This is a genomic window from Virgibacillus oceani (assembly GCF_014638995.1).
Lineage (GTDB): Bacteria > Bacillota > Bacilli > Bacillales > Amphibacillaceae > Virgibacillus_E > Virgibacillus_E oceani.
This window is the reverse complement of sequence record NZ_BMFR01000001.1, coordinates 607557-631545: the sequence shown is the minus strand read 5'-3', so window position 1 is coordinate 631545 and position 23989 is coordinate 607557. Positions and strand designations below refer to the sequence as shown.

23 protein-coding genes are annotated in these 23989 nt (G+C 36.3%); 3 read left to right on the top strand and 20 right to left on the bottom strand.

The genetic code is table 11. The features are described 5' to 3' along the window. Nucleotides 1-6: 6 nt before the first annotated feature. From narJ to IEV74_RS03400, 5 genes are all read right to left on the bottom strand, one after another. Nucleotides 7-540, bottom strand: a complete 534-nt coding sequence (gene narJ, locus IEV74_RS03420; RefSeq protein ID WP_188453925.1) for a nitrate reductase molybdenum cofactor assembly chaperone — start codon at nucleotides 538-540, stop codon at nucleotides 7-9. Continuing rightward, nucleotides 515-2065 carry a nitrate reductase subunit beta gene (gene narH, locus IEV74_RS03415; RefSeq protein WP_188453924.1) on the bottom strand — a complete coding sequence of 517 codons (1551 nt, stop codon included), beginning with the start codon at nucleotides 2063-2065 and terminating at the stop codon, nucleotides 515-517. Before narH ends, narJ begins: the two co-directional genes overlap by 26 nt. Continuing rightward, nucleotides 2055-5732 carry a nitrate reductase subunit alpha gene (locus IEV74_RS03410; RefSeq protein ID WP_188453923.1) on the bottom strand — a complete coding sequence of 1226 codons (3678 nt, stop codon included), beginning with the start codon at nucleotides 5730-5732 and terminating at the stop codon, nucleotides 2055-2057. The genes narH and IEV74_RS03410 overlap by 11 nt, the downstream gene beginning before the upstream one ends. Before the next feature lie 315 nt (nucleotides 5733-6047). Beyond that, nucleotides 6048-7019, bottom strand: a complete 972-nt coding sequence (locus tag IEV74_RS03405) for a P1 family peptidase (protein WP_188453922.1) — start codon at nucleotides 7017-7019, stop codon at nucleotides 6048-6050. Nucleotides 7020-7086: 67 nt separating this feature from the next. Continuing rightward, a complete protein-coding gene (locus IEV74_RS03400; protein ID WP_188453921.1) occupies nucleotides 7087-7326 on the bottom strand; it encodes a DUF362 domain-containing protein in 240 nt (79 codons plus the stop codon). Nucleotides 7327-7501: 175 nt separating this feature from the next. Between IEV74_RS03400 and IEV74_RS03395 the strand changes: the two genes are divergently transcribed. Beyond that, the gene (locus tag IEV74_RS03395) at nucleotides 7502-8692 is read left to right on the top strand and encodes a M14 family metallopeptidase (RefSeq protein ID WP_188453920.1); all 1191 of its coding nucleotides are present in this window, start codon (nucleotides 7502-7504) and stop codon (nucleotides 8690-8692) included. On the opposite strand, the gene IEV74_RS03390 is transcribed toward IEV74_RS03395, so the two are convergent. The 13 genes from IEV74_RS03390 to IEV74_RS03330 all read right to left on the bottom strand — a co-directional run bounded on the left by IEV74_RS03390 (nucleotide 8693) and on the right by IEV74_RS03330 (nucleotide 19880). After that, nucleotides 8693-9232, bottom strand: coding sequence for a histidine phosphatase family protein (locus tag IEV74_RS03390; protein WP_229683043.1), 540 nt, complete (start codon nucleotides 9230-9232; stop codon nucleotides 8693-8695). Between the two features lie 337 nt (nucleotides 9233-9569). Further along, nucleotides 9570-9767, bottom strand: coding sequence for a DUF6501 family protein (locus IEV74_RS03385; RefSeq protein WP_188453919.1), 198 nt, complete (start codon nucleotides 9765-9767; stop codon nucleotides 9570-9572). Between the two features lie 48 nt (nucleotides 9768-9815). Further along, on the bottom strand, nucleotides 9816-10775 hold the full coding sequence (msrB, locus tag IEV74_RS03380; protein WP_188453918.1) for a peptide-methionine (R)-S-oxide reductase MsrB: 960 nt from the start codon (nucleotides 10773-10775) through the stop codon (nucleotides 9816-9818). Between the two features lie 76 nt (nucleotides 10776-10851). Continuing rightward, nucleotides 10852-11340, bottom strand: a complete 489-nt coding sequence (gene vrrA / locus IEV74_RS03375; protein WP_188453917.1) for a VrrA/YqfQ family protein — start codon at nucleotides 11338-11340, stop codon at nucleotides 10852-10854. A gap of 430 nt (nucleotides 11341-11770) precedes the next feature. Then, nucleotides 11771-14914 (bottom strand): AAA family ATPase, encoded by a 3144-nt coding sequence (locus tag IEV74_RS03370; protein ID WP_188453916.1) that lies wholly within the window; start codon nucleotides 14912-14914, stop codon nucleotides 11771-11773. Between the two features lies 1 nt (nucleotide 14915). Then, the gene (locus IEV74_RS03365) at nucleotides 14916-16067 is read right to left on the bottom strand and encodes an exonuclease SbcCD subunit D (RefSeq protein ID WP_188453915.1); all 1152 of its coding nucleotides are present in this window, start codon (nucleotides 16065-16067) and stop codon (nucleotides 14916-14918) included. Nucleotides 16068-16162: 95 nt separating this feature from the next. Next, a complete protein-coding gene (locus IEV74_RS03360; RefSeq protein ID WP_188453914.1) occupies nucleotides 16163-16375 on the bottom strand; it encodes a YozE family protein in 213 nt (70 codons plus the stop codon). A gap of 18 nt (nucleotides 16376-16393) precedes the next feature. Further along, nucleotides 16394-17155, bottom strand: coding sequence for a twin-arginine translocase subunit TatC (tatC, locus tag IEV74_RS03355; RefSeq protein ID WP_188453913.1), 762 nt, complete (start codon nucleotides 17153-17155; stop codon nucleotides 16394-16396). Between the two features lie 95 nt (nucleotides 17156-17250). After that, complete coding sequence (locus IEV74_RS03350) at nucleotides 17251-17430, bottom strand: twin-arginine translocase TatA/TatE family subunit (RefSeq protein ID WP_188453912.1); 180 nt, start codon at nucleotides 17428-17430, stop codon at nucleotides 17251-17253. 21 nt (nucleotides 17431-17451) lie between these two features. Continuing rightward, nucleotides 17452-17658, bottom strand: coding sequence for a twin-arginine translocase TatA/TatE family subunit (locus IEV74_RS03345; protein ID WP_188453911.1), 207 nt, complete (start codon nucleotides 17656-17658; stop codon nucleotides 17452-17454). 144 nt (nucleotides 17659-17802) lie between these two features. Further along, nucleotides 17803-18381, bottom strand: a complete 579-nt coding sequence (gene mobA, locus IEV74_RS03340; RefSeq protein WP_188453910.1) for a molybdenum cofactor guanylyltransferase — start codon at nucleotides 18379-18381, stop codon at nucleotides 17803-17805. A 17-nt stretch (nucleotides 18382-18398) separates the two neighbouring features. Then, a complete protein-coding gene (locus IEV74_RS03335; protein WP_188453909.1) occupies nucleotides 18399-18893 on the bottom strand; it encodes a dihydrofolate reductase in 495 nt (164 codons plus the stop codon). Nucleotides 18894-18920: 27 nt separating this feature from the next. After that, nucleotides 18921-19880: a thymidylate synthase gene (locus IEV74_RS03330; protein ID WP_188453908.1), complete on the bottom strand. Its 960-nt coding sequence runs from the start codon at nucleotides 19878-19880 to the stop codon at nucleotides 18921-18923. Between the two features lie 218 nt (nucleotides 19881-20098). On the opposite strand from IEV74_RS03330, the gene IEV74_RS03325 reads away from it, so the two are divergent. Beyond that, nucleotides 20099-21115, top strand: a complete 1017-nt coding sequence (locus IEV74_RS03325) for a C40 family peptidase (RefSeq protein WP_188453907.1) — start codon at nucleotides 20099-20101, stop codon at nucleotides 21113-21115. A gap of 87 nt (nucleotides 21116-21202) precedes the next feature. Next, nucleotides 21203-21568 (top strand): DUF2512 family protein, encoded by a 366-nt coding sequence (locus tag IEV74_RS03320; protein ID WP_188453906.1) that lies wholly within the window; start codon nucleotides 21203-21205, stop codon nucleotides 21566-21568. A 39-nt stretch (nucleotides 21569-21607) separates the two neighbouring features. On the opposite strand, the gene IEV74_RS03315 is transcribed toward IEV74_RS03320, so the two are convergent. Continuing rightward, the gene (locus tag IEV74_RS03315; RefSeq protein ID WP_188453905.1) at nucleotides 21608-22198 is read right to left on the bottom strand and encodes an HD domain-containing protein; all 591 of its coding nucleotides are present in this window, start codon (nucleotides 22196-22198) and stop codon (nucleotides 21608-21610) included. After that, complete coding sequence (locus IEV74_RS03310) at nucleotides 22198-23868, bottom strand: formate--tetrahydrofolate ligase (RefSeq protein ID WP_188453904.1); 1671 nt, start codon at nucleotides 23866-23868, stop codon at nucleotides 22198-22200. Before IEV74_RS03310 ends, IEV74_RS03315 begins: the two co-directional genes overlap by 1 nt. Nucleotides 23869-23989 lie beyond the last annotated feature (121 nt).

The window sequence follows — 23989 nt, the reverse complement described above, 5'->3', positions numbered from 1 at the left end:
TTTCAATTAAGATACTTTAACATCCCTAAGCGTTTCAGCAGATATTTCAATTGCTGCTTGAAGCAGAACGTGATAATCGCTGTCATTTTCTGCTAAATCGCTTTCTAATTTTTTTATCGAATTAAGGTGCAGCTTCAATATTCGTTGGATAAGCTTTTCGTCCGCAACAGCAAGAAATTCTAATATCATTGGTAAATAATCAGGCAATTCCTCTGTTTCCATTGCTAATTCTGATTCAGCAAATATTTGTCGCAGTTTTACTAAAGCCGCTCCACGTTCACGTGAATCCTTGAACACATTATAGGTAAGGTTAAGCGTCGAAATACCATGGAAATCGAATGTTTTCACATACTTCTCGCAAAGCTGATTAAATGGAGTTGTTTGCAAATAATCCATAAACGTATTTAAATACGTTTTTACTGTAGAGTTTTCTATTGTGTCAATCGTTTCCTTTAACTCGGGCAGGTTAGAAAACCATGCACGATCTGGGTACTGTAAAAAGGTGGATATGATTTTAAATACCTTTTGGTGAGCCTTCATCTAATTCCCTCCAAAATCCGCTCTCATAGTATTCTAATGGATCTGCCTCACCTTGACTTCCGCCCATACAGCTTCTGCACGCTTCCATGAATTCAAAACCAGCAGACCCTTGCCTGGCATACATATCACCAGCATCTTCACGATGGGATTTAGGAATAACATAGCGATCTTCATATTTGGCAATAGCGGAAAGCTGATACATTTCTTCAGCAACTTCTTCTGTCATTCCTGCTTCCTTTAAAATAGACCTGTCGAAATCTTTATTAAGCTCTTTAAACCGCATATACGTACGCATAGCCACTAGCTTTTTCAATACCCTTTTAATTACATCCGTATCGCCAGCAGTAAATAAACTTGCTAAATAGTCAATCGGAATTCGGAATTGATTGATCGTCGGAAAAATAACTTCTGGACTTAGCGAGTTAACCTGTCCGCCAAGCGCATTCATAAATGGACTCAATGGCGGGATATACCAAACCATTGGCATTGTTCGATATTCAGGATGCAATGGCAATGCTATTTTTTGTTCAACAGCAAATTTATATACCGGGGAACGCCCGGCTGCCTCTACCCAATCTTCGGGGATGCCCTGTTTGATTGCTTCCTTTTGGATAGCTGGATCATGTGGATCTAAAAATGTTCCAAGCTGTGCTTCATATAATTCCTTTTCATCTTCAACTGATGCAGCTTTTAAAACCTTGTCTGCATCATACAAAACAATACCAATGTATCTTAAACGGCCAACACAGGTTTCCGAACAAATGGTTGGCTGTCCATTTTCAATTCGAGGAAAGCAAAAAGTGCATTTTTCCGCTTTATGTGTTTTCCAATTAAAATAGACTTTTTTATATGGACATCCTGTCATACAATAGCGCCAGCTTCTGCACGTATCCTGATCAACTAAAACAATGCCATCTTCCTCCCGCTTATACATCGCACCCGAAGGACAGGATGAAACACAAGAAGGATTTTGACAATGCTCACATATCCGCGGCAAGTACATCATAAATGTTTCTTCAAATTCAAATTTTATCTGTTCATCCAAACCCTTCATATTGGGATCATTTTTACCTGTTTCATATACACCTGCCAGATCATCTTCCCAGTTAGGACCCCATGTAATGTCCATGTATTCTCCTGTTAATTGGGATACAGGTCTTGCAACAGGCTGATGGTCTTTTTCGGGACTATTAACTAAATTTTCATAGTCATATGTCCAGGGTTCATAGTATTCATCAATTTGTACAAGGTTTTTGTTATAGAAAATGTTTAAAAGCTTGCTAACTTTCCCGCCTGCTTTTAATTCTAATTTTCCATTCTTTACCTGCCAGCCGCCTTTTCTTTCCTCATTGTCTTCCCATCCCCTCGGATAACCAACACCAGGCTTCGTTTCAACGTTGTTCCAATACATATACTCGGTTCCGGGGCGATTTGTCCATGTATTGCTGCATGTCACACTGCACGTATGACACCCAATACATTTATCCAGATTCATCACCATGCCAAATTGTGCTCTAATCTTCAAGCCAATCCACCTCATCCCTTTCCATTTTTCGGATAATCACTTGTTCATCACGCTGGTTTCCAGTTGGTCCGTAATAGTTAAAACCGTAGCTTAGCTGTGCATACCCGCCAATCATCTGTGTTGGTTTTATATGGATTCGAGTAGGACTGTTGAAAGTACCTCCTCGGTTCTTGGTAATTTTTGATCCCGGAACATTAATTAAACGATCCTGCACATGATACATATACACAATTCCGCGTGGTATTCGATGACTGACAACTGCCCGCGCAACCACAACTCCATTACGGTTATACATCTCAATCCAGTCATTATCATTAATGTGAACAGATGCGGCGTCCTCGTTATTTAACCATACATGCGGACCACCTCTGAATAAGGTCAGCATTGGTAATGTATCACCATAGGTTGAGTGATAGGACCATTTAAAATGCGGTGTTAAGTAACGAAGCGTGATTTCATTTGGAACCGCTTCAGGTTTTCTGTCATTTTCATAGAATGTCATTTGCTGTAATGGCGGTTTAAATGTTGGTAGCCCTTCACCAAACTCCAGCATGACATCATGGTCAAGATAGAAGCTCTGCCTACCCGTAAGTGTTCTAAATGGAATCATCCGCTCTATATTTGTTGTAAAGTTCTTGTATCTTCTATTTCCGGTTTCAGAGCCGCTGAAAACAGGAGAAGATAATACTTTACGAGGCTGTGCAGTTATATCATTGAATGAAATATGTTCCTCGGCTCGTTCAATTACTAAATCACTGCAATCCTGGCCAGTTTTTTCTTCAAGAGCTTTCCATGCTTTTAAAGCCAAAGAGCCATTTGTTGTACTTGAAAGTGTTAGAATTGTTTCTGCTGCTTTTCGATCTGTTTCAAGGCTTGGCAGACCTTTAATATGTTTTGTGTGTTTATTTGTTCCCACTAGTTTTTTCAGCTTGTCATATTCTTCTTTCGCGTGCCAGCCAATACCTTTTGCCCCAATCTGATCACGTACGTTTTCTCCTAATGTAACAAATTTTTCATATACTTGCGGATAATCTCGTTCTATAATCTGTATACGTGGGAAATTAACACCAGGAACAGGATCGAAATCCCCGTATTTCCAATCTGGAACAGTTCCATATGCTTGAGAAATTTCATCCTTTGAATCGTGCAATAGTGGTGATGCAATAACATCTTTTACTGGGTCTGGCAAATAAGTTTCTGCCATTTCAGAGAATTTTTTTGCTAGTGATTTAAATGCATCCCAATCTGACCTTGATTGCCATGGTGCGGCAATTGCAGGATTGAATGAATGGACAAAAGGGTGCATATCTGTACTTGATAAGTCATATTTTTCATACCATGTAGCTGCAGGAAGTACTACATCTGAATATAATCCTGTACCGCTCATACGAAAGTCATAATTTATTAATAAATCTAATTTTCCCTCTGGCACCTCTTCAATCCATTTTATTTCTTTAGTGTTTTTTTCTTCATCCTGCTCGCTTAACGTACCTTCATGGGTTCCTAATAGATGCTTTAGAAAATATTCATGTCCTTTTGCTGAACTGCCAATTAAATTAGCGCGCCAAACAAATAATAGTTTTGGAAAATTAACTGGATCACTTGGATTATCGACTGCAAATTTCATTTCTCCAGATTTTAATTGATCGATTATAGATTGAACAACTTCTTCATTTGACCTGTTGCCAGCTAATTTTGTCGAATTTTTATTAAACTGCGGATACGATGGTAGCCAACCTAATCTTGCTGCAAGTGAATTGTAATCACCTAAATGCTGATAACGGCTTTTTTTCGTTAAAGGCGAAATAAGGTTATCTACTTTTTGATCCTCATAACGCCATTGCTCTGTAGCAAAATAAAAAAATGGTGTGCCAGCATGTAATCGTGGCGGTCCACCCCAATCACGAGCCATAGCAACTGTTTGCCAGCCTTCAAGCGGTCTGACTTTTTCTTGTCCTACATAATGAGCCCATCCACCGCCATTAACACCTTCACAGCCTGTTAATAATACAAGGTTTAATATAGCACGGTAGATAATATCAGAGTTGTACCAATGATTTATTCCGGAGCCCATAATAATCATGGAGCGCCCTTTTGAGTCAATCGCATTCTGTGCGAACTCTCTTGCAATCTGTGCACAATCTTCACGTTTAACTCCAGTGAGTTTTTCCTGCCATGCCGGAGTAAAAGGTGCGTTTTCGTCGTCATACGATGCTATATAGTCATCTTTCAACCCGCGATTTACTCCACAATTCGCCATCAGAAGATCAAAAACGGTCGTTACATATTTTTCCTTGCCATCAATTGTTACTGCTTTAACAGGAACTGGACGATTGTAGATTTTCCTCTCAGCAACCATAAATTCTGGGAAGCTGACATCAACAGTATTATCCGAATCATTCAAAAACGTTAGCAGTGGGTCAATATCACCCAACTTGTTATCGGTATCACGCAAATGGAGATTCCATGTTTTATTTTCCTCCCAGCGATGTCCAATCGTTCCATCGGGTGCAGCGAATTTCTCTTTGTTTTGATCATATACAATTGTTTTCCACTTTGACTTTTCAATATCCATTCCTAGTTCTTCTGCTCGTAAAAACTTCCCTGAACGATAGGAATCACCATCCTTTTCTAGCGTGATTAAAAAAGGAAGGTCTGTATATTTTTTAACATAATCATTAAAATATGGTGTTTGTTTATCGACGTAATATTCTTTCAAAATAACATGGGTCATTGCCATTCCTAAGGCAGCATCCATGCCCGCTTCTACCGGCAGCCATGTATCAGCAAATTTTACATATTCAGCATAGTCAGGAGCAACCGCAACAACCTTTGTCCCTTTGTATCTTGCCTCAACCATAAAGTGCGAATCCGGTGTACGAGTTTGAGGCAAATTTGACCCCCAGACTAATAAATAACTGGAATTATACCAGTCCGAGCTTTCAGGTACATCAGTTTGTTCACCCCAAATTTGCGGTGAAGCAGGTGGAAGATCAGCATACCAATCGTAAAAACTTAAAAGAGATCCACCAATTAAATTTAGAAACCTCGCACCGCCAGCATAGCTTACCATTGACATTGCAGGTATTGGAGAAAAACCAAATATCCTGTCAGGTCCAACAGATTGTATCGTATATATTATCGACGCAGAAATTAAGGTATTTATTTCTTCCCAAGTTGTTCTTACAAAGCCGCCTTTACCGCGGGCGGATTTATAACGTTTTGATTTTTCAGGATCATCCATAATATTTTTCCATGCTTTTACGGGATCTTTATATTCACGTAAGGCTTCCGACCAAATTTTTAACAATGCAGATCGAATATATGGATATCGAACACGATGCGGACTATATGTGTACCAAGAAAAGCTTGCACCTCTTGGACAGCCCCGTGGTTCGTATTCTGGCATGTCTGGACCTGTTGAAGGGTAATCAGTTTGCTGGGTCTCCCATGCAATAATTCCGTCCTTTACATGAACTTTCCAGCTGCAGGATCCTGTACAGTTTACTCCATGTGTCGTTCGAACTACTTTGTCGTGCTGCCATCTGCTGCGATAATATTGTTCTGATTTTCGATCTTGCGGTGAACGTTCATATTGTTCGTTGAGCTTTTCAGATTTCCCAAAATAGGATAATCGTTTCCAAAAAGGACTTGATGATTGACTCATACCCCCGCACCTCCAGATAGTTATAACAGATTTTTGGGAATTATTTATATAATGCATATTTTAAAAATCATATCATGTATAAATTTGGATAACAACAGGTTTGACATTTAATGTGACCATTATCACATTTATTTTGATAAATACTGTTTTCTAATATATTTGTTGACATAAAGGCGATGCATAATACCGCTCTCTCCCAGAAGGCGAAGTATACACCGGCTGCGGGGCAGAAAAGCAGTAAAATAGCTACGTCGTATACTATGGCATTAATGAGCGACTTAATTTATGAAAATAAACATTATAAACTAGTTTTTATTAATGATTTACTTCAGCAAAACTAGGTATTCCCGCCACAGTTTTTGCATTTAAAACAGCATTGTATATTGCTTGTTCCACTACTTCGACTGCTAACATACTTAAGCTATTCAAATCAACTTCTATACGATTACTGGATAGCGTAAATACGGTATCACCATCCACAAACGTGTGTGATGGACGAATGGCTCGTGCATAACCATCATGGGCAATAGATGCTATTTTATTAGCCTGTGATTTTGATAATTTAGCATTGGTTACGACTGCCCCAATTGTCGTATTACCTGAAAAACGATTAGTTGATTGACGATAAAGCTGCTTCTGTATTTGCTGCCCGCTGTCCATAAATTTCTTTGTTTTTCGATCGTACATTCCTGCAAGCACTTGATTCGTATTGAGATCAACTATATCACCAAATGCATTTACCGCAATGACTGCACCAATCTGCAATTCCCCAATTTGTACAGCATGAATGCCGATGCCGCCTCGCATTGCATATTCATATCCTAAACCTTTGCCAACAGTAGCTCCAATACCCGCGCCTACACTGCCTTCTATAAAGGGGCAATTATTAAATGCATTTTGGCACGCTGTGTAACCCATTTTTTTATCGGGTCTAGTAAATGAATCACCTGGAAATAAATCAAACAATATAGTACCAGAGACAATTGGAACTTTAGTAACCTGTACATCAAAACCAATTCCTTGTTCTTCCAAATACTTCATAATTCCACCACCAACATCAAGTCCAAATGCACTTCCACCTGATAAAAATACAGCATGGACTTCCTCCACCAAGTTTACAGGGTTTAATACATCCGTTTCCCTTGTTCCGGGTGAACCTCCCCTGACATCAACACCAGCTATTGCCCCATCCTTACTGATAATGACGGTGCATCCTGTTAAAGCATCTACATCATGAGCATGCCCAAAATAAAAGCCATTTATTTCAGTGATATTTATTTTCTTCATTTATCAGCACCCTCCTGCTTATTTAATATAAAAAGCCGCTACCTTTATGTTAGTAGCGACTTGGTGTTTAGCGGTCTTCGTAAAATTTACGATTTAGTGCAATATATTCATTTTCCTCTTCAGGTACTTCATCCTCCATATAGATTGCTTCAACTGGGCATACAGCTTCACATGCCCCGCAATCAATACAAATATCAGGATCGATATAAAACATATCTTTGCCTTCCTCTATACAATCAACTGGGCATACCTCAACACATTCACCCGCTTTTTCATCTTTACATGGTGATGTAATAACAAATGCCAACTAGATCGCCTCCTCTTGTGTCATTTTAGCAATTTGTATTAAATTTATTATAAAAAAATTGTCTTTAGTTATTATAGCTTATTTTAACTACTAAATAAAACAATCTATTGGTAATCATCTTTTTTATATCATTACATAATGTTTAGTATATACATTATTAAGTGGGGTGAATTTAATGGAAATTACAATTCGAAACAATGACACATTATGGTACCTAAGTCAGCTTTTTGAAATTCCTTTGCTGTTGATTGAAAACTCTAATCCGCAAATAAACGTAAATAAGTTACCTATTGGGGAACAGCTCCAGATACCGGGATATAATTTAAAAGAATATGATATAAAACAAGATGATTCGTTTTGGAAAATCGCTATAAACAATAATATCTCTTTAGACGCATTGGAATTAGTGAATCCGTTTGTTAATCAGTATAGCCTGCAAATCGGCCAAACAATTTATATTCCACAAAGAGTAAATAATTTACTTGTTACCGATGTTAAACAGTATACATATGAAAAGATGCTTCAAGATCTCCAGCAATTACTTAAGATTTACCCATTTCTATTTAGTCAATCTATAGGTCAGTCAGTAATGGGAAAAGAGCTGGTAGAAATAAAAGTTGGAAACGGGAAAAAACTGGTTCATCTAAACGGTTCATTTCATGCAAATGAATGGATCACAACCCCTGTTATTATGCGTTTTTTAAATCAATACGCCTTGGCATTAACTAATTCTTGGACAATAGAAGGCGTTTATATGCTACCTTTATATATCGACACCACGTTATCATTAGTACCAATGGTTAATCCAGATGGCGTAAATTTAGTGTTAAATGGCTCTTTAGCGGCGGGAGACTTTCAATCAGAAGTGCTAAAGATAAATAATTGGCAAGAGGATTTTTCAAATTGGAAAGCAAACATTAAAGGCGTTGATCTTAATAAACAATTTCCAGCTTTATGGGAGGTTGAGGCTGCCCGAAAACCAACAGCACCAAGCCCTAGAGATTTCCCGGGTGCTAAACCGTTATCAGAGCCGGAATCAATCGCAATGGCGGAATTAGCAAAGACTAGAAAATTTGATCGTTTAAATGCATTCCATACACAGGGAAAGGAAATCTATTGGGGGTTTAAGGACTATGCACCAGCAATCTCAGCGGTAATTGCGGACGAATACAAGAGGGTTAGCAGATATCTTCCAGTGAGGTTCGTTGATAATTATGCAGGCTATAAAGATTGGTACTTGCAGGAATATCGAAAACCAAGTTTCACAGTTGAGTTAGGAATTGGAATGAACCCTTTACCAATTGAACAGTATCCGGAAATATATCAAGAAAGTTTAGGTATTATGCTGGCAAACTTGTATTTGTAGTTAGTATTCATTCCATAAGCATTGTACAGTATGTTCATTGTTTTCCATATGAATCAAGTAAATGTCTGGATTTCTTAAATTCTTCCATTTATTAAATCCAAACGAATTGTCGTACTGTTTTAATAGTAATGAAATCAGATTTCCATGACTGACTAAAATTACGTTAGATAAACTATCATTATGAAGAATTTCATCTAGTATAATAGATGCCCGATTAATAGCATCGTTTGAAGATTCACCACCAGGCAATGTGAAATCTAAATCGATAAATGATTGTTCCAGTACATCAAGCCAGTCATCGATTGGTTCTTCGCTTAAAATTCTCTCTTTTAAATTCTCGTTCACTTCTATCTGCAAATTGTTGTTTTGGGCAAAGGGTTTGATACTTTCAATTGCACGTAAATAAGGACTGGAAATTATTTTGTCAAAAGCCAGATTTTGATCATTGAAAAACTTTGAAACGAGACGAGCCTGTCTGATTCCTGCGCTAGTAAGCGGGGAATCTCTATGCTGTCCCTCTGCTGAACAATGACGTACCATAAAAATATTTTTCAATATCATTCAGTCCCTTTCCTGAAGTTATAGTGTTTTAACAGTCTATTTTAAGAGGAATATTATAAACAATTTAAAATAATAAATAAATTATAGCATTAATAATACTAATAGAAAACACTTTTATCACAGGTTGTACAAATAAATTTGATTTTATTCCAAAAAAATAACAGGTGAGTTCACCCTGTTATTTTTTAATGCATATTATGCAGCGTTTTACCTTATATTTTTAAAAGCCTAATAAGCTGCAATTTCAAGAAAAAGTACCATGTAAAGCTTAGGTATAAGATAGCACATCATTTCTGGCATGATACTTCGTTTTTTGTTATTTGAAATAATCCTTTCTGAAGCCGCCAATTCGATTACTGTTGTCAATAATAAAATAAAATTCTTCCGTTTCGTTTTTTACATCGTACATTTTTCCGGGCGTTAATTTGTTATGTACGACGAATTTTTTAGCGTCTGCATGTACACATTTGATTGTTTTTATCGTCTTTCTATCTTCCCATTTTAGATGGATCATTACGTCACTTCACTTTCAAAATTGTTTACATAATATTATTATTGTTAACTAATCAAATAAATATAAATATTTTTCATATCCTTCTTCGGCCATTTTCTCTTTCGGAATAAAGCGCATCGCTGCGGAATTCATACAATACCGTAAGCCGCCTTGCGCTTTCGGACCGTCATTAAAAACATGTCCAAGGTGCGAATCCCCTTCCTTGCTCCTGACTTCGGTTCGAATCATTCCGTGGGATGTATCCGTTTTCTCTGGAACATGATAGCTGTCAATCGGTTTAGTGAAGCTTGGCCACCCGCAGCCAGCATCAAATTTATCTTTAGAGGAAAATAATACTTCACCAGAGACAATTTCGACGTATATTCCCTCTTTTTCATTGTCCCAATATTCATTTTGAAAGGGCCTTTCCGTACCGTTTTCTTGTGTAACATGGTATTGGATTGGTGTTAATTGCTGCTTTAATGTTTCTTTATCAATGGATTTATTCCAATTTTTTTTGATGAAATCCTCTCTTCCAGAACCTTTTTTATACAAACGATAATGGAAGGAATTTGTCTTGTAATAATTTTGATGCCTTTCTTCAGCAGGATAAAAGACATTAGCTGGAAGAATCTTGGTAACGATAGGCTTTGAAAATTTCCCGCTATCTTCTAATTGCTGTTTCGAAATTTGGGCAGCTTCTTTTTGTTGTTCATTATGATAAAAAATGGCTGTTTGATAGGATTCTCCCCTATCATTAAATTGCCCGCCTGCATCAGTTGGATCTATTTGCCTCCAGAAAGTTTCAACAATACTTTCGTATGGCATAATGGATGGGTCGTAAGTAATTTGCACTGCTTCCAGATGACCAGTAGTATTCGAGCATACCTGTTCATACGTAGGATTTTCAACGGTACCGCCCGTATAACCAGACACGACACTTATAATGCCTGGTCGTCTATCATAGGGCTCTACCATACACCAAAAACATCCCCCAGCAAAAGTTGCAATTTCATAATTTGACGTCATTTTATTACCTCCAGTGCAGTTATCATAACCCTATTTTTCCGTTTTTAACAAAAAAAATCAAGTAGAGCGCTTATTTTTAGATGTATAACTTTGGTTTTGATAACCCTTGTCTGGATTTGTCACTTTTTATATTTACTTTATGGTCATCAATTTGGATAGACTCTTCGTTTAAATCGATGCTTTCATTGACCTGGGAATCGGTGTCGATGTTTTGTTCATCATCGTCATCTTCTTTAAGTGCCTTCATTAATCGATACATTTTAGGTAGGTTTTTCACCATTGGTCCATATTGCTGTACTATTGGAGCAGTAGATTGAACCACCTTTAACACCTGCTGTACATTATTGATTGTGCCTGATAACCCACCAACTGCACGGGCAGGTAATCCTGCACCTTGCTGTATTCCTTGTGCAGGCAAAAAGCGCTGTAACATATTTTGAATCATATTTCCCGAATTTCCCCTTGCTGGACCGTATAAATCCTGATTAGGAAACATTGGATGATTTGGCATCCTTTGAAATTGATTTGCAGGGAAATTTGGTGGACGCTGAATTGGGAATACCATTTTTATCCCTCTTTTCAAAATTAATTATCTAGATTATTGTACGTTACAAACCTTAAAGAGTGTAGGCTTTCACCTTAATGAAGATGTATTTTCTTTAAAAAGAAAAGTCCCTGCGCGGGTGGCAAAGACTTTAAATGTTAACCTATACTTTCTTATGAATCTATTAAGCTGAAACTTCTGATGCGATAATGAACCCGATTGTACCGGAAAAGATTAATCCCAACATAATGATCGGAAACATCGTATCCCCTCTTTCGTAAGTTCATACTTTAATTATAGACCAATCATAAAAAGAATAGGCAATATAGTTTTGACGAAATTCCGAATTATAGATTCTGTTTAAGGAAATATTTTGTTTATATTTCCCGGGCAACCGCAGGATATTACATATATCCCGTTATCATAGCGATATTTGACGAATTTAAGCGAACTAAATAGATAACTGCTTTTGATATTGGTTTTCTTGTCCAAAGGTAAAAGCTATTCTGGAGCCCTTATGTGAAGGCTTTATTTGCAATTTGGCATGAATTTCATTTTTTAAATGTGGTACATGGGAAATAATTCCTAATAATCGATTGCTCTCCTGTAAATCCTTTAAACAATCGATAGCTTGCTGCAAAGAAATTTCATCTAAAGTACCAAACCCTTCATCAATGAATAATGTATCCAATTGAACCCCCCCGGCATGAGCTTGTACGACATCGGCTAAACCTAATGCTAAACTAAGTGCAGCTTTGAATCCTTCACCGCCTGATAGAGTCTTGACAGAACGCTGTTGCCCAGTATGATGATCAAGTACTTCAAGATCCAATCCACTCTGTGCTCCTCGTTTCGCAACCTGTCCACTGCGAATAAGCTGATATCGGTGTTCACTCATTCGATCTAGCCTAGTATTCGCCTGAATTAATATTTCATCTAAAAATGAAGCTAATACATAACGTTCAAAGGATAATTTCAATTGGTTGTTCCCATGGGCTAAATTGGCTAATTCTCCAATTGTATAATAGTCTTCTGTCAAGCTATTCTGTTTGGTTAATCTTTCACGAATACTGGTATCGACTTGTTGATCATTGCTTATCTTTATTCGTAATGAATGTATTGCATCACTAATATTCTGCAGCTCCGTCTGTTCCGCATCTACTATCCGTTCTAATTCTTGAATATCTGGCCTTTTATTATTGCCAATTTGATTTATTAGCTCTTCAAGTCGAAACTTTATTTGTTCGACCCTAGATTCATAGCTTTTCACGTTAGCATCTATTACTTGTTGATCCTCTATCGATAATTTAGCTTGCTGGTATGCTTCAATCCCCGAAAAGGAACTAGCGGTTACTGCTTGTGAAAAAACTGCATATTGCTCATCAAAACTTTCTCTATTATTTTCTTCAAACTTCTTTTGTTGATCTAAAATTGTTTTTTCTTTTTGTAATTGATCATATGATTGTTTATAATGTTCGCTTATTTTTTCCCAATTTGCTTTCTGACGATTTAAAGCTTCTTCCATTTCATTAATTTGATTCTTAAAACTTTCGGCATTTTTTACGTCTTTAGGAAGCTGCTTTGTTAATTCTTCTAGTTTAGTCGATGTTTTAATTGATTCATTAGCTATATTTTGAAATTCAGTTAATAATTGATCAAACGTTTGTTTGAATTTTTCTCTTTTCGTTTTGTACTCTTTTCGCAGTTTTCGAAGTGTCTGTAAATTCGTTAATTCTTGGTCCAATCTACTGCATTCCTGCTTTAAAGAAGAAACATGCTCCTTCCATTTATGACTAGTGTCTAGAATGACCTTATTATTAAGGTCAGGCAGTTCACTGCTTATTTGCTCATATAGCTTCATTACTGTCATGCGTTGACTTTGTCCGTCTGATTTACATTCAGCAAATTTCTGCTGGAATTGTAAATATTCTTTTTCTTTCATTTGAAGTTCTTCTTTTAGTTGTTCTAATTCACTTTCTCGAATCGTACCTTCGTGGGGAACTGCTTTTTTGGGGTGCTCAGCTGAACCGCAAACCGGGCATGGGACACCATCTTCTAAATGATGAGCCATTAAAGCTGCATATTGCCTCTTTTGCTCACCTTCTTTTGAATTATACTGTTTTCGTATATTATCTAATACATGCAGATGCTCCTCATGTTTTTGCTGAAAATATTGGTAGCTTTTACGCAGCTCCAGTAAATTGCTGTTTTCTTCGTACAAATTTTCAAGATGCTTGATTACATTTATTCCTTTTTCCAGTTTCTCACGACTCACATAATATTTTTTCGTTAATTCCTGTTCATCGTTAAGTTTTGTCTCAATTTTATCTATTTCATTATCTACTTGTTTTAGGCTGGTTTCTGCAGATGTTAATTGTTTCTGTTTTTTTTCTTTTTCCAAATTGATTTGTTTTGCATTTTTTTGCAAGTCCAAATAGTTATTAACCTGATCTAGCTGTGAACAGGCAAGTTTGATTTTTTCTGCCAACATATCACGTTCCGGCTCTTTGCTTTTCTCTTCATTATATGCTGCCTCAATTGATTTATATTTTTTTTCAAGGGACTCTACTTTAGTTTGTTGTTTTGTTAATTTAGTTAACTGGTTATGCCATTCTTTTTTACGAGCGTTACTTTGATTTTCAAGTGGAATAATCTTTTGTGCATTTTGTGCTAAGTGAAGCTTTTCCTTTTCATGTGTTATCGTATTCGATTTCCCGTTTAAGTCAGCCTTTTCTTTTTGCAATTTTATTTGTTCGGTATATTTTTCCTCAATAGTTTTTCCTGCTAGTAATTTATCTTGTGCGGTTTTTACTGCACGTTGCTTTTGAGCCCTTTGCCTATTTAACCCCTCTAAATTTTCATTGGCTCGCTTAAGTTCTTGCGCTAACTTTTCTATAATAACTTCGATTGTGTCATCCTCACCGGTTTTCTGGTCTGACCATTGTATTTTTGTAATTTCATATTGAATAGCTTGTTCAATATATTCAATCTCCTCTTTTAGTTCCTTCGATTGAAGCTTCAGTTCCTCGGTTATTTTTTCATAAAAATAAGTATGAAAAATTTTCTGTAAGATTGCTTCTCTTTCTTTGCTGTTTTCAGAGATTAATTTTCGGAATTCTCCTTGGGGTATTAAAATCATTTTACGAAATTGCTCATAGTCAAAACCTAGCTTAGCTTCAATTGCATCATTCACATCTTTTATTCTGGCAGAGACTAGTGTTTTGATGCCATCCGTTATTTCGTAAAGAATCGCTTTTGCAGGCTCCTCTGTATAACCGTCTCCCCGCTCCTTTTTCTTTAGCTGCTTAGGATTACGGATAACTTCATATATTTTACGATTCAACGAAAATCGGAATTGCACTTCTGTTGGTTCATCTACTTTTGCAAAATGACTTCTTAACGAATCCTGGTCACGATCAGACCCGCTTGCTCGGCCATATAGCGCATAGCATATTGCATCAAATACTGTAGTTTTACCCGCTCCAGTTGGACCTGTAATAAGAAAAATTGATTCTCCGCCTAATTCTGCAAAATCTATTTCCTGCCTTTCCCAATATGGACCAAATGCTTTAAGACTTAAGAATAGAGCCCGCACTTTATTCCCCTCTTTCCTTTTTTAATAATTTTGATACAACCTTTTCAACCTGCTTCTGGTTAGAATCGGAAATAGGTACACCTTTAATTTCCTCATAAAACGAAGCAAACATCTCTGAATGTGACTTAGATTGTTTTTGACGTATGCGTTTTAAATCTAGTAAACTGTTTTTCGATTCTAAGGTTTTACGTTCTAATCTCAATATATTTGGATAAACTTTACGCAATTTATTCATAGGATCAATAATTTGTCCCTCGTCCAGTAACAGAATATGCAAATAATCCTCAGTGTTGCCTTTTGGATTGCTGATTAATTCACTGAAATAGCCCTCCACAATCCGCATATCATGTTTCGGTATTAACGGAATTTGTGACAGTTTACAACTCCCGTTTCCATCCAGGTCTACGATTGTTACAGATTTTCTATGATTAGCTTCCGAAAAAGAATATTTTAAAATAGATCCGCTATACCGAATCACTTCACTTGTAACACGTTGTGCCTGATGCAAATGACCGAATGCTGTATAATTAAAGTCCTGGAACAATGAGGCATCAATATATGGACTGCCACCGACCATTGATAAACGTTCCTCCGACTCGGATTCCATTCCACCTGCTAAAAAAGCATGTCCAATAAAAACATGACGTTCGTTCATATCATTTAATTGTTTAATCTTATTAATGATGGTCTCCATTGCTGTATGATGTGAATTAATTTCTTCATCATTAAATAATTGTCTTGCCTCTGCAGGTTCAATGTATGGTATTAGATGGAAGTACACTGGCCCATTTTCATCATGGAATACGATTGGATTTAATTGTGCTTGTAACTTTGTTTCAATATACAGCTCCTGAGTCCGAAACAACTGATTTCCAAATTCTAACCGGTCCGGACTATCGTGGTTGCCGGCAATTGCAAGGACTGGTATTTTATAATCTGCTACTAGGCATGTTAAAACTTTATTCAACAGCTCCACGGCTTCTTTGGGAGGTATTGCACGATCGTATAAATCTCCCGCAATAATAATGACATCCGGCTTCTCTGCTTTTATGATTTCCAGTAATTGATAGAGTACATATTCTTGTTCATCTGTCATATGAACACTGTTTACAATTTTGCCTAAGTGCCAATCAGCTGTATGTAATATCTTCATTAAATCACCCCATTAAGTATATTTTAACATGATTTCTTCGCTGACTATTTACCAAAATAAAAGCTCTGGCATATTAATCAGCCAAAGCTTTTATTTTACTCATTTAATTTATACAAAGCCCAAATCTCATCAAAAATGATTAATGCATTTGGAAATGGGCTATTCCACTCTAAATAACTGCTAATTTCCCCGTAATCCATTGAATACTTTGGGAAATCATGATCATAAAATATCCAATCAGCAAGACGACTCTTATCGTCATGCTGTTTCCCTCGATATGTCAATATATACTGATAAAACGATCGCACTTTATACACCCCATTAAGCTATAAGCTATCCTGCTCCATAAATTCCTTATGTTTTTTCAGCTTTTTTCGATAAACTATTCCTGAAAGATAGATACTTATTTCATAAAGAATAATTAAGGGAATTGCTACAACAATTTGTAAAACAAAGTCTGGAGGTGTAATAATTGCTCCAATAATAACTAAGATGAAATAAGCATATTTTCTTGTTTTCCTCATAAAATCAGGTGTAATGATGCCTAATGTTGTTAAAAACATTGCAATCATTGGAATTTCAAATAACACGGCAAATGGAATAGTAACATGAAACATAAATTTAAAATAGTTGCCAAACGTATATAACTCATTTGCGAATCCATCGTTAAGCTGCAACAGAAACGGCATAATTAATTTCGTAAAAACTAAATAACCAAAAACAATTCCAGCAATAAATAATAGAAAAACAGCGGGAATATATGCTAATGATGCTTTGCGCTCATTGGATGTTAACCCAGGTTTAATAAACAGCCAAATTTGAATACACAGAATTGGCAATGTGCCCGTTATTGCAACTAAACCAGCCATTGTAAAATAAACAGAAACAATATCCGTTGGGCTTGTAAAATTTAACATAAAATCCAAATCTTTAACCAAAAAACCGTAAATTTGTTTTACATACGCAAATCCTAATCCGAAAAAAATCACGAAAAAAACTGCAGTTACAATAAGCCTATTTCTTAATTCAGATAAATGCCCAGTTACGTTCATTTCTTTTTCATTATCGAATTGTTGATCTTCAGACATTGCTACACACTCTCTTCCAGACGGTGCCATCATATTGCTTTAGCACAAAAGAAGATGTAAGGTTATTCACACCCTCACACCTTCACCTAAATCCATTATTTGTTTTTATTTTTATTATCATCATCATCAGAGACAATATCTTTTGTAGCATTTTTAAATTCTTTTAATGAACTGCCAAAAGCCTTGCCGATTTCAGGGAGCTTGGAAGGGCCAAAAACAACTAACGCAACAATAAGAATTAATATTAACCCAGGAATTCCAATATTACTGAACATATAACGATCACTCCGATGAATTTATTTAGTTTCTTTTCCGTTAATGATTTCTTTAGTTTCTTTTACTTCATCCGTAACATCGCTTGTTAACGAACGTGCTGAATTTTTAAACTCACGTAACGTATGGCCAGCAGCTTTTCCTATTTCAGGGAGTTTTTTAGGACCAAATATAACTAACGCAATAATCAAAATTAGTATCAATCCCGGAAACCCTATATTAGATAACATATGAACACCTTCCTTGCCTTCATTATAAAGCTAAAGTTTTAATTTGAAAATACATTTGTAAACAATCACAAAAAGTTCAAAATTAGTCAATTAAATAGCTTGTAAACGTATTTAGTTTAACATAATTCCCCATTATATAACAACTTATAATAGTTTAGCTTGTTCATATTGTGCTGGAAAATTCATATTAAAAAAATGTCTTTGTAATAAGTTTTCGGATAAAGGGGCGAAACGATGAATATAATTTACCTTCATATATTTAAATAAATTCCTTACTTTTCGATCATCCATATCTAATTGCTGCTGGATTTTCGGGAGAATTGACCTTCTATATATACCTGCTAAAGGATGCATCTTATTTTCATATATTGGGATAACGGCATCATAGTCATTAAGCTGATCAAGTAAATAATTATAAACGTCTTGATTGATAAATGGCATATCACACGCCGCAAATAAAAATACATCAGCCTTACTGTAGTGAAGTGCTGCTTCCAACCCTCCAAGAGGTCCCTTATTTTTATATCGATCTTTATATACCGGAAGCCCAAGAAATGAATATTTGTCAGTTTCGTTTGCAATTACGATTATGTTATCCGTACATTCGTTTAACACTAACGCAATATGCTCAATTACTGGTTTATTGTGCAGGGATAACAACGATTTATTCTTACCCATTCTGGAAGATTTACCGCCTGATAAAATCACACCGCAGCTTTTCATGATTTAATCACTCCACGTTAATCAACTTTTCGATCGTATTGCAAGAAATAATAATCATAAGGATTTTTCACATTCTTTTCCCCTTTTTTCTTTGTTGTCAATTTCCATTCATCTTGTTCAAATTCTGGAAAATAGGTATCACCAGCAAATGCTTCGTCAATTAGTGTAATATACATCCGATCAGCATAAGGAAGTGTTTGTTCGAAAATAGAACCTCCACCAATTATAAAGAATTCTTCACTCGGATGTTTTTCATTCCATTCAAGTACTGCTTTAAGTCCGTCCATTACTTTAATATCTTCCGGGTAGTTTGTATGGCGTTTAGTCAGGACAACGTTTTTACGGTTTGGCAATGGTTTACCAATTGATTCATACGTTTTTCTACCCATAATAATAATGTGTCCAGTGGTAACTTCCTTAAAAAACTTTAAATCATTTGGTAAATGCCATGGCAAATCATTTTCAGATCCAATTACCCGATTACGATCCATAGCAAGCAGTAATGAAATCATCAGGAATTCCTCCTTACTTTCTTCTTGTCAAACTGCTATTGGTGCTTTTATAGCCGGGTGCGGATTGTAGTTTAACAGTTCAATATCAGTTAATTCAAAATCAAAAATAGAACCTTTTTCTCTCTTTAAACGAAGTATAGGAAAATCACGTATTTCTCTCTTAAGCTGTTCGTTTACTTGTTTTACATGATTGGTATAAATATGTGCATCACCAAATGTGTGAACGAATTCTCCTACCTCTAAATTACATTCATATGCAATTAAATGCGTTAACAGTGCATAGCTGGCAATATTGAACGGTACACCCAGAAAGATATCTGCACTACGTTGATACAATTGGCAGGACAGCTTTCCATCGGCAACATAAAATTGAAAAAGTGTATGGCATGGCGGCAGGGCCATGTTAGAAGGAACATCTTCGGGATTCCACGCAGTCACAATGTGCCTTCGTGAATCCGGGTTTATTCGAATCGATTCAATTACCTGCTTTAATTGGTCAATTGTTTCATTTTTTGACGTTTTCCATGCACGCCACTGCTTCCCATAAATAGAACCGAGATCACCATATTTTTCAGCAAAAGTACTATCTTGGAGAATCTTAGCTTTAAATATCTTCATTTGCTCCTGGTATTTTTCATTAAATGATGAATCCTGCTGACTGCGATTTCCGAAGTCAGTCATATCCGGACCAAAATAATCAGCGCTTTCCACCCATTTTTTAAACGCCCATTCGTTCCAAATATTGTTATTGTTTTCAACCAAAAAACGAATGTTTGTATCACCTTTAATAAACCAAAGCAGTTCACTAGCTACAAGTCGAAATGGAACCTTTTTAGTGGTTAAAAGAGGAAAACCCTTGCTTAAATCAAATCGCATTTGCTGTCCAAACGCGGAATATGTACCAGTATTTGTTCGATCCTCTTTTTTTGCTCCACTTTCCAGAACATGTTTACACAGATTTAAGTAAGCTTGTTCACCTATTGGCATCTAATCTCCTCCATCAATCTATATTTGACATTTCCTTTCAATCACTATCAATAGCTATATCTCCTATTTAAAAACAGTGAATCAATTGTAATTTCACATACCCACTAAATCAAGTTTCCCTTATTGTAACATAAACGTAAACTCAGTTAGTTCATAATCTTACTTTTTCTACATAAACGTAATTTAGAAGAATTAAATCTGCAGAAAGGGGATTTTGCATGCTAAATAGTACCGTAGATCAAGTAGTTAAGCATTCCGTACTATACAGCTACATGTTAAGTCAGCCGCTTGCTGTTTACGTTGATGCATATCCTGAACTTCAAAATAAGCAATTATTAGAAGCAGAACAATTAGAATACGGAGAACATGGAGAGGTTATCCGTGTCTTACAGCATAAATTAAATAAGTTATCCTACTACAATGACGAAATAGATGGTGATTTTGGGATTCTGACAGAACATGCATTAAAGAAGTTTCAGGCAAAATACCGTTTAAGGATGTCTGGTCAGGCAGATGAGGAAACAATAGACGCTTTAATAGAAATAGAAATGAAAATGTATCTTAAACAGATTGAAGAATTGTCTGGTTCTATCTATCCTGGGCTGCAAAGTGAAGATGTAAAAATCGTTCAAAAAGCCTTAAATTATTTTGGATATTATACTGGTGAAATTGATGGAATATATGGTCCACTTACAAAAAAGGCACTTGAAATCGCTGAAAAGGAACATGGTATCGAATTAACAACGGAAGTAACGAAAGAGTCACTTAAAACGCTTTATAAATCTAAAAATGCCGAAAAAACTTCAAAGCCGAATGCCAAACAGACAAAGAAAGATACAAAAAAAGAAATAAAAAAGGTGGAAACAAAAGCAACAATTCATGCTGGAGTTATTCAGGCAGCGTATTCATTTATCGGTACACCGTATGTGTGGGGCGGAAATTCGCCAGGTGGATTTGATTGCAGCGGATTTATTCAATACATTTATTCCACGCAAAATATTACAACTCCACGAACAGTTTCGGATATGTGGAATTTTGCCTCTCCTGTAAATAGTCCCTCGATTGGTGATTTAGTATTTTTTGAAACGTATAAACCAGGTCCATCGCATATGGGTATATATATTGGGGATGGGAAGTTTATACATGCTGGTCAATCAAACGGAGTAGAAGTTTCAAAAATGGAGTATGATTACTGGCAGCAGCGATATCTAGGGGCGAAGCGGATTACGCAATAAATGCTATGGTAAATATTACCACTGATATAATTAGTCATATTCTCACCTTAAACAAGCAATACTATAAAAAAAGGTGGGATTTAATAAATGACTGGTTTAATTGTTAAATTAATTATCTGTCCAATTGGAATTATTGTTGCATCATGGATCTTTCCTAATGTAGATTTTGCATATTGGTATCAGCCAATTATTATCGGTGTAGTCTTAGCAGTAATTGGTTATTTTATGGAAGTTGCTATGCTTAGAGAGGACACGAATTGGTTAAGTACGATTATGGATTTTGCTGCATCGACCCTCGTTGTTTACTTTGGTGCAATGTTTTTTGCAGATACTGCAGTAACATTCTGGGGTGCCGTACTTACTGGTGCATTGCTTGCAATCACAGAAATATTTCAGCATAATTGGCTGCTGCAAAGTGGAAGAATACGTAAAGATGATCCTGTTAGCGAATAAAAAAATCGAGTAGATGGGATGAACCACTACTCGATTTTTTTACCATTCTCTATGAAACTCCTTTAAAAATGCTTCCATAAATGCATGGCGTTCATTGGCCATTTTTTTAGCAGTTGTTGTATGGATTAACTCTTTCAATTTTAACAATTTATCATGAAAATGCTGTATCGATGTTGATTCGTTGTGGGCATCATGATATATTAATTGACCTTTAGCCCCTCCGAAAGCAAAGGTTCTCGCAATTCCAATAGCGCCAATAGCATCGATTCGGTCAGCATCCTGAACGATTTTCCCTTCTAAAGTTACTGGAACATTACCCTTTGAGAAAGAAACATCTTTCATCGCTATTTTTATTTTTTCTATATCATCGTCTTGCACGTGAATTGATTTTAAAAACAAATACATTTCGTCCAATACCGCTGACGGATTATTGAATAGCTTATGATCACCAACATCGTGGAGCAAACCAGCCGCTTCAGTTACAAAGCTATCTGCATTTTCTTTTTCGGCGATTAATTTTGCCACTTTGGCAACTCGCTTCATATGAAAATAATCATGTCCAGTAGCATCATCTTGAAATATGTTTTTAACATACTCACGAATCGATTTTAATTGTTTTTCCTTTTCCATTAAAATAATCCCAGAATTTTGCCGTCTGTTGTTACATCCATATTTAACGCAGCTGGCCGCTTTGGTAAGCCCGGCATTGTCATCATATCCCCTGTTAATACAACAATAAAGCCGGCTCCAACAGAAATACGCAATTCCCTAATTGCAACAACAAACCCTTCTGGTCTTCCTAATAAGGCAGGATCATCAGACAATGAATATTGTGTCTTTGCCATACAAATAGGAAGATTTCCCCAGCCTTGCTGTTCATAGAAGCTAAGTTGTTTCTTGGCTTTTGGTGACAATTCAATTGTTTTTGCTCCATAAACGGTTTGAGCTATTTTCCGTATTTTTGTTTCCAAAGTTTCATTTAATTCATAAACATGCTTGAAATTTCTATCAGGAGATTGCGCTTTCTCAACTACAATTTCCGCTAATTCAAGACCACCTTGACCACCACGTGCCCATACATCTGTTAAGGCAACGTCAATTCCCCTGGATTTACACCACGATTCAATAAAATTTGTTTCATCAATTGTATCAGTCGGAAATTTATTGATTGCAACAACAAATGGCAAACCAAAATTTTCTATTGTTTCAATATGCTTTTTTAAATTTTCCATACCAGCCGTTAATGCCTCAATATTTTCCTCTGTTAAATTTTCCTTACTTACACCGCCATGCATTTTTAATGCCCGGACTGTTGCTACAATAACTACTGCAGCTGTTTCAATATTTCCAGCCCTAGTTTTTATATCCAGGAATTTTTCAGCACCCAAATCAGCTCCAAAACCAGCTTCTGTTACCACATATTCCCCTAGCTTTGCAGCTGTTTTTGTTGCCATAATACTATTGCAGCCATGAGCAATATTGGCAAATGGACCGCCATGAATTATTGCCGGCGTATTTTCCGTTGTTTGCACTAAATTAGGTTTAATTGCATCTTTTAGCAATAACGTTAAGGCGCCTTCTACCTTTAAGTCTTTGACAGTTACTGGCTCTTCCTTGTATGTATAACCAATAACTATTCGTGCAAGTCTCTCCTTTAAATCATCAAGTCCTATCGCTAAACAAAGAATAGCCATAATTTCTGAAGCTACCGTAATCGTAAATCCATCTTCTCTGGGAACACCACGCAATGGCCCTCCAAGTCCTACGACGATTTGTCTTAACGCACGATCATTCATATCCATAACTCGTTTCCATTCAATTCTTCTTGGATCGATATTTAATTCATTACCACGATGAATATGATTATCGATAAACGCCGCTAAAGCATTATTAGCACTTGTGATAGCATGAAGATCTCCAGTAAAGTGCAAATTAATATCCTCCATTGGCAGCACTTGTGCGTGGCCGCCACCTGCAGCCCCGCCTTTCATTCCCATAACAGGTCCTAAAGAAGGCTCTCTCAGCGCAATGATGGCTTTTTTACCGATTCTGTTTAAAGCTTGTCCTAATCCAACAGTTACAGTTGATTTCCCTTCTCCCGCGGGTGTCGGATTTATCGAAGTTACTAAAATCACCTTACCATTAGGTTTATTTTCAAGCTTTTCAAGCAATTTATCGGATAGTTTCGCTTTCGTATGACCGTATGGTTCCCAATCAGTTTCGGTTAAATTCAGTTTTTCAGCAATTTCGTTAATTGGTAATAGATTAGCTTGTTGTGCTATTTCAATATCTGTTTTCATGAAAAAACTCCCCTCCCATTTTAAGATTAGTATAATATAAATGTATTTGTTTTCACATAATTACAAGCGCTTTCATTATATCTTTTATTTCATAAAAAATATAGACATTTACCTAAAAAAT